The following is a 6,230-nucleotide window of genomic DNA, read 5'->3' on the forward strand; positions in this document are numbered from 1 at the left end:
AAATGCACATTTAACTTGAAAGGATTAAGAAAAGATTAGCGATTGACTAGCTTTATTTTTAAACTTCTACAGACACTAAAAACTTACTTGTTTGACTATATTTGTAGTATAAAATTGATACAATAATGTCCTTTTCAGATTTATTCGGCTCGGGAGAGCACCTACGTAACCTCAGTCATTTTGCTTCTATTGTAAATCTTGCCGCCGTTGACGGGGAGATTAACGACGATGAAGAACTACTGCTTAAACGCTTTGCGAGAAAACTTGATATAAGTCAGGAAGAATACGACCGGGTTATAGAAAACCCGAAAGCATTTCCATTATCATCTTACAATAGTGTTGAAAGAAGGTTAGAGCGCCTTCATGATCTATTCAGGATCATTTTCGCCGATCATATTATCGATGACGAAGAAACTGAGTTAATCAAGAGATACGCAATTGGCCTTGGTTTTTCCAGCCAGGCTTCTGAGGGTATTATTAAACGTTCTATCCAGATCTTCAGTGGACAATTGAATTTTGAGGATTATCGTTACTTACTTGAGAAAGAAGCCGAATAAGATTAATCTTTATCTTCGGCTTTTGCCATAAATTCTTCTGCCTTTTCCACCATTTTTATGCTTCCGCAGAAGAAAGGTACGCGTTGGTGTAATTCTGCTGGCTCAATATCCAGTATTCTTTGAAAACCGTCGCTGGCCTTTCCGCCGGCCTGTTCAGTTAAAAACGCCATGGGATTACACTCATACAAGAGCCTTAATTTCCCGCTGCTGTTCTTAGAGCTTTTTGGATACATAAATATCCCTCCCTTGATCATATTCCTGTGAATATCTGAAACCATAGACCCTATGTATCTGGAGGTGTATGGCCTGTTCCCTTCTTCTTTCTGGCAATATTTAATATAATCTTTTACCCCCTGCGGAAAATGCACATAGTTCCCCTCGTTTATAGAATATATCTGACCTTCTTCAGGGAATTTCATATCTGGATGCGAAAGATACCATGAGCCCAGTGCCGGGTTCAGCGTGAAACCATTCACACCATGCCCGGTAGTATAAACCAGCATCGTTGAAGTACCATAGATAATATATCCCGCAGCCACCTGCTTATTTCCCGGTTGAAGAAAATCTTTACTTTGAACCGGAGTTCCAACGGGTGTTACTCTTTTATAGATCGAAAAAATAGTTCCTACAGAAACATTTACATCAATATTAGAACTGCCGTCCAAAGGATCCATTAACACAACATATTTATTCTGGTGATCCCCATTGTGGCCTTTAATCTGGATAAAATCATCATTTTCCTCGGAAGCGATCCCACAAACAATTTCCCTGTTGGTAAGGGTTTGGATAAATTTATTGTTCGCATACACATCCAGTTTTTGCTGATCTTCCCCCTGAATATTGGTTTCGCCATAAGCCCCGATAATATCTACAAGCCCAGCTTTGTTCACTTCATGATTTACCACTTTAGCTGCCAGTCTCAATGAGTTGATCAATCTTGAAAGTTCTCCTGAGGAGCCTGGAAAATCTGACTGATTTTCAATGATAAATTCCCCGAGAGTTTGATTTGGCTTAGGCATAATTTCTTTTTTGAGGGCTAAAATATATCAAAAAATAGACTTACTATAACGTTTTCGCGCATAAAGTAAACGATTGATTAGATTTGTTTTTGAAAAACAAACCATCCTTCTTCCTAATATGAATTGGATCTTACTCATTATCGCAGGTTTATTTGAAGTCGCCTTTGCCGCCTGCCTCGGATATGCCAAAAAAGCTACCGGTACTGAAGCAACTTTCTGGTATGCCGGATTTTTAATATGTTTATCTATTAGCATGTTTTTGCTTGTGAAGGTAACCCGGGAATTACCCATTGGAACAGCTTATGCGGTATGGACAGGAATTGGAGCGGTAGGAACCGTACTCTTGGGCATATTTGTATTTGAAGAACCTGCGAGCTTCTGGAGATTATTCTTTATAAGCACTCTTATATTCTCCATTATAGGGTTGAAATTTGTATCTAACTAACATTTATTACTAAAAAATTATGTTTCATGAATATTACTATTAGAAAAGCCCGTAAAGAAGATATGGGTGAGGTTTTAACACTTATCCAGGAACTGGCCGTTTTTGAAAAAGAACCTGAAGCAGTGATCATAGACGAAAATGATCTTATTAAAGATGGCTTTGGAGAATATCCCGCTTTTCAATGTTTTGTAGCTGAAGCCGACGGAAATATTGAAGGAATGGCACTTGTCTATTTTAGATATTCTACCTGGAAAGGAAAGACCGTGCACCTGGAAGACCTTATTGTAAGAGAAAGTTTCAGAGGAAAAGGACTTGGTTCCGCACTTTATACAGAAGTTATAAAATTTGCCTCGGAACAGGGGGTAAAACGTACTGAGTGGGTTGTTTTAAACTGGAATAAAGATGCCGCCGATTTTTACCGAAGAAGTGGTGCCAGGGTGATGGAAGATTGGGATACGGTACAAATGGATGAAGAAGGAATGCATTCCTACCTCCAAAAGAAAGGCATGCTTTAAGACGGCTTTAAGGGGCTTATGGAATTCAATCCGTATTTTTGTTAAAAATCTGAATTATGGAATATACAATACGCGAAGCCAAACGGGAAGATATGAACCAGGTACTGGAACTTATCAAAGAACTGGCGGCACATGAAAATCATCTCGAAGATGTAGAAGTAAGTATTGAAGACCTCGAAAAAGAAGGCTTTGATAATGGAAACTTTAAATGCTTTGTGGCTGATGTTTCAGGAAAGATTGAAGGAATGGCACTGGTTTATTTCAGATTCTCTACCTGGAAAGGGCGAACAGTTCATCTCGAGGACCTTATCGTACGCGAAAGCATGCGAGGAACAGGTCTTGGCGGCGCCCTTTATAAACAAGTTGTAAAATATGGACATGATCACGGCGTAAAACGTATAGAATGGGTAGTTTCTGAAGGAAATAAGAATGCGATCGAATTTTATGAAAATACCGGAGCTGAGATAAAAGATAGCTGGAAAACCGTGCATATGGAAGAAGGTGGAATTCAGAAAAACATTATAAAGAAGTGATCAAAGTTTTTAAGTTTGGTGGGGCCTCTGTAAAAGATGCCGAAGGAGTTAAAAACCTCATTAAGGTGCTTAATGCAACCGGCAGTGAAAATAAGCTTATCGTTATCTCTGCCATGGGAAAAACCACCAATGCCCTGGAAGTGGTGGTGAAAGATTATCTAGAATCAGCCAAAATTCCTGCTACTTTAAAAGAAGTAAAAGACTACCATCGAAATATTTTAGCAGCTCTTTTTCCGAATAAGGAATCTTTGGTGTATTTCAAGGTGGAAACTTTATTTACCGAACTTGAAAATTTTCTTCAGCATAATAAATCCAATCAATATGATTTTGTGTATGACCAGATTGTAAGCTTTGGAGAATTACTTTCTACTACCATCGTTAGTGAATATCTTAATTCGCAAAATATTGCATCTACCTGGCTCGATGCGAGAAATTTCATCAAGACAGACAGCACCTATCGTGATGCGCAGGTGAACTGGACCAAAACCCAGGAAAAGGTTCAGGAACATTTAGATCCTAAAAAACTGAATATTATCCAGGGGTTTATCGCTTCAGATCCTAATAATTTTACCACCACGCTGGGCAGGGAAGGTTCAGATTATTCTGCAGCGATCATGGCTTATTGCCTCAACGCTGAAAATGTAACCATCTGGAAAGATGTTCCCGGCGTCCTGAACGCTGATCCCCGGTTTTTTCAGAATGCACAGCTACTCAACAAAATCTCCTATGAAGAGGCAATTGAACTGGCTTTCTATGGAGCTTCGGTAATTCACCCGAAAACGCTTCAGCCATTACAGCAAAAAGAAATTCCGTTATTCGTTCGTTCCTTTATAAATCCTTCCGACGAAGGGACAGCCGTGACTAAAGGAAAAACCATATTTCCTGAGATTCCATGCTTTATCGTCAAGAAAGACCAGGTGCTTATTTCCCTGTCTTCACTCGATTTTTCTTTTATGGTGGAAGAAAATATTTCAGAAATCTTTCGGCTTTTTCATCAGTATCAAATGAAGGTAGACCTCATCCAGAATTCGGCTATTAGTTTTCGGGTTTGTGTGGACAACAAATTTAATCAGCTTGAAAAACTTATTCAGCATTTAAAAGCCAGGTTCAAAGTGAATTTCCAAACTGGTGTTTCTTTATATACCATCAGGCACTTTAATGAAGAAGCTATAAACAACCTGGAAAAGGACAAAATTGTGCTTTTAAAACAGCTCACTCAGAATACAGTGCAGTTAGTTACCGAAAACTAAGTTTTGATTTCTTATTTTTAACAGAACCAAATTAATCGCCTCATGGGAATCGTAAGTGCCAAAGAAGTTGCCAATGTAATGAACCTGCGTAAGCTTGGTTTTCTGGGCACCGGGATAGGCTGGCTAATTTTAAAGACTACGAAACTTTCCAGGATCAATAGAGAGTATGATAAAAGAAAGAATCTGCAAGGCACTGAATTTATTGATTCTATCCTTAAAGAATTTGAGATCGATTTCGAAATTCCTGAAAAAGACCTGAAGCGAATCCCTAAGGAAGGGCCTTTTATCACTATTTCGAACCATCCTCTTGGCGGGATTGATGGTATGATACTTATGAAACTTGTCCTCGAACGCAGGCCAGATTATAAAGTGATCGCCAATTTTCTATTACATCGTTTAGATCCTTTAAAACCTTATATTTTACCGGTAAACCCTTTTGAAGATCATAAAGAAGCAAAATCCAGCCTTAGCGGAATGAAAAATGCCATTGCTCATCTAAAAGATGGGAATGCTCTGGGAATTTTCCCGGCGGGTGAAGTATCTACAGATAGGGATAAAAATCATATTGTGGACAAGCCCTGGGAACCCTCTGCGATGAAACTTATTCAGAAATCAAAAGTGCCGGTAGTTCCTATTTATTTTCATGCGAAAAACAGCTTGTTCTTTTACAAACTGGCTTCCATGAGTGATGTTCTTAGAACTGCAAAATTACCAAGCGAGATGCTTTCCCAGCACCGGAGAAAGATAAAAGTGAGAATTGGGCATCCCATTTCAGTAGAAGATCAGAAGGAACATTCTAATCTTGAAGCTTACACTGCTTTTCTACGCAGGAAAACCTATATGCTCGCCAATGTTTTTGAAAAAAAGAAACTTTTGTCCAGCCTTCCCAAGTCCTTAAAAATTCCACGCTCCCCTAAAGATATTGCTGAAGAGACCAATTCTGAACTCATGAATATCGAGGTTGAGAATTGCCGGAAAATGGACAAAAAGCTTTTAACCAGTAAAAATTATGAGGTTTTCCTGGCAAAAAGAGAAGTAATTCCTAATATCCTGAATGAAATTGGGCGTTTACGCGAAATTACTTTTAGAGAAGTAGGAGAAGGCACGAATAACAGTACAGATCTTGATAAATTTGATGATCATTACCACCATCTTTTTTTATGGGACAATGAAACTGAAAAGATAGCCGGCGCCTATAGGATGGGAATGGGAAATGAGATTTTCGCTAATCATGGAATAGATGGCTTTTACCTTCAGGATCTTTTTAGGTTTGAACCGGAATTATATAAAATGATGAGTCAGTCCATCGAGATGGGCCGGGCTTTCATCATTAAAGAATACCAGCTCAAGCCCATGCCATTATTTCTACTGTGGAAAGGGATTGTACATTGCACCTTAAGGTTTCCGGAACATAAATATTTAATTGGCGGGGTGACCATAAGTGACAAATTCAGCAACTTCTCAAAGTCGCTCATGATCGAATTCATGAAATCAAATTATTATGATCCTTATGTGGCGCAATATGTTAGACCAAAAAAAGAATTCAAGGTAAAACTGGAGGATGGTGATAAAGACCTGGTTTTTGACGAAAGTGAAGCCGACCTGAATAAATTCGACAAAATCATAGATGAGCTGGAAACAGAAAACCTTAGACTGCCGGTACTTATAAAAAAATACATCAAACAAAATGCAAAGGTAGTGGCTTTTAATGTAGATCCGCTTTTTAACGATGCGGTAGATGGGCTCATGTACATCAGGATAGCCGACCTTCCCGATAGCACCGTGAAACCGGTGATGGAAGAATTTCAGAAAGAACTGGAAGAAAGGGCAGCTTCAATGAAATGAGTTGGTAGTTAGTAGTTGGTAGTTAGTAGTTAGTAGTTAGTAGTTAGTAGTTAGTAGTTAGTAGTT

At 38.8% G+C, this 6,230-nt stretch carries 7 protein-coding genes; 6 read left to right on the plus strand and 1 reads right to left on the minus strand.

Translation table 11 applies throughout. From position 1 onward, the window contains the following. Positions 1–125 precede the first annotated feature (125 nt). Positions 126–557 carry a TerB family tellurite resistance protein gene (locus Q1K34_RS04755; RefSeq protein ID WP_300435202.1) on the plus strand — a complete coding sequence of 144 codons (432 nt, stop codon included), beginning with the start codon at positions 126–128 and terminating at the stop codon, positions 555–557. A gap of 2 nt (positions 558–559) precedes the next feature. On the opposite strand, the gene fbp is transcribed toward Q1K34_RS04755, so the two are convergent. Then, positions 560–1,576, minus strand: coding sequence for a class 1 fructose-bisphosphatase (gene fbp, locus Q1K34_RS04760; RefSeq protein ID WP_300435205.1), 1,017 nt, complete (start codon positions 1,574–1,576; stop codon positions 560–562). A gap of 118 nt (positions 1,577–1,694) precedes the next feature. Here fbp and Q1K34_RS04765 point away from each other — a divergent pair, with 118 nt between their 5' ends. Genes Q1K34_RS04765 through Q1K34_RS04785 form a run of 5 tightly spaced genes read left to right on the plus strand, consistent with a single transcriptional unit; the run spans position 1,695 to position 6,164 of the window. Beyond that, positions 1,695–2,021: a multidrug efflux SMR transporter gene (locus Q1K34_RS04765; protein ID WP_300435208.1), complete on the plus strand. Its 327-nt coding sequence runs from the start codon at positions 1,695–1,697 to the stop codon at positions 2,019–2,021. A 26-nt stretch (positions 2,022–2,047) separates the two neighbouring features. Next, on the plus strand, positions 2,048–2,536 hold the full coding sequence (locus tag Q1K34_RS04770) for a GNAT family N-acetyltransferase (RefSeq protein ID WP_300435210.1): 489 nt from the start codon (positions 2,048–2,050) through the stop codon (positions 2,534–2,536). A 56-nt stretch (positions 2,537–2,592) separates the two neighbouring features. Next, on the plus strand, positions 2,593–3,069 hold the full coding sequence (locus Q1K34_RS04775; RefSeq protein WP_300435212.1) for a GNAT family N-acetyltransferase: 477 nt from the start codon (positions 2,593–2,595) through the stop codon (positions 3,067–3,069). Next, a complete protein-coding gene (locus Q1K34_RS04780) occupies positions 3,069–4,319 on the plus strand; it encodes an aspartate kinase (protein WP_300435237.1) in 1,251 nt (416 codons plus the stop codon). The genes Q1K34_RS04775 and Q1K34_RS04780 overlap by 1 nt, the downstream gene beginning before the upstream one ends. 42 nt (positions 4,320–4,361) lie before the next feature. Beyond that, a complete protein-coding gene (locus Q1K34_RS04785; protein WP_300435214.1) occupies positions 4,362–6,164 on the plus strand; it encodes a lysophospholipid acyltransferase family protein in 1,803 nt (600 codons plus the stop codon). Positions 6,165–6,230 lie beyond the last annotated feature (66 nt).

Origin of the sequence: Christiangramia sp. (assembly GCF_029937855.1) — a bacterium.
In the GTDB taxonomy this organism is placed as follows: domain Bacteria; phylum Bacteroidota; class Bacteroidia; order Flavobacteriales; family Flavobacteriaceae; genus Christiangramia.

Bases quoted from the DNA above. Each gene is read 5' to 3' on its own strand.
- Q1K34_RS04755 (WP_300435202.1), top strand. From the start codon at position 126: ATGTCCTTTTCAGATTTATTCGGCTCGGGAGAGCACCTACGTAACCTC.
- fbp (WP_300435205.1), bottom strand. From the start codon at position 1,576: ATGCCTAAGCCAAATCAAACTCTCGGGGAATTTATCATTGAAAATCAG.
- Q1K34_RS04765 (WP_300435208.1), top strand. From the start codon at position 1,695: ATGAATTGGATCTTACTCATTATCGCAGGTTTATTTGAAGTCGCCTTT.
- Q1K34_RS04770 (WP_300435210.1), top strand. From the start codon at position 2,048: ATGAATATTACTATTAGAAAAGCCCGTAAAGAAGATATGGGTGAGGTT.
- Q1K34_RS04775 (WP_300435212.1), top strand. From the start codon at position 2,593: ATGGAATATACAATACGCGAAGCCAAACGGGAAGATATGAACCAGGTA.
- Q1K34_RS04785 (WP_300435214.1), top strand. From the start codon at position 4,362: ATGGGAATCGTAAGTGCCAAAGAAGTTGCCAATGTAATGAACCTGCGT.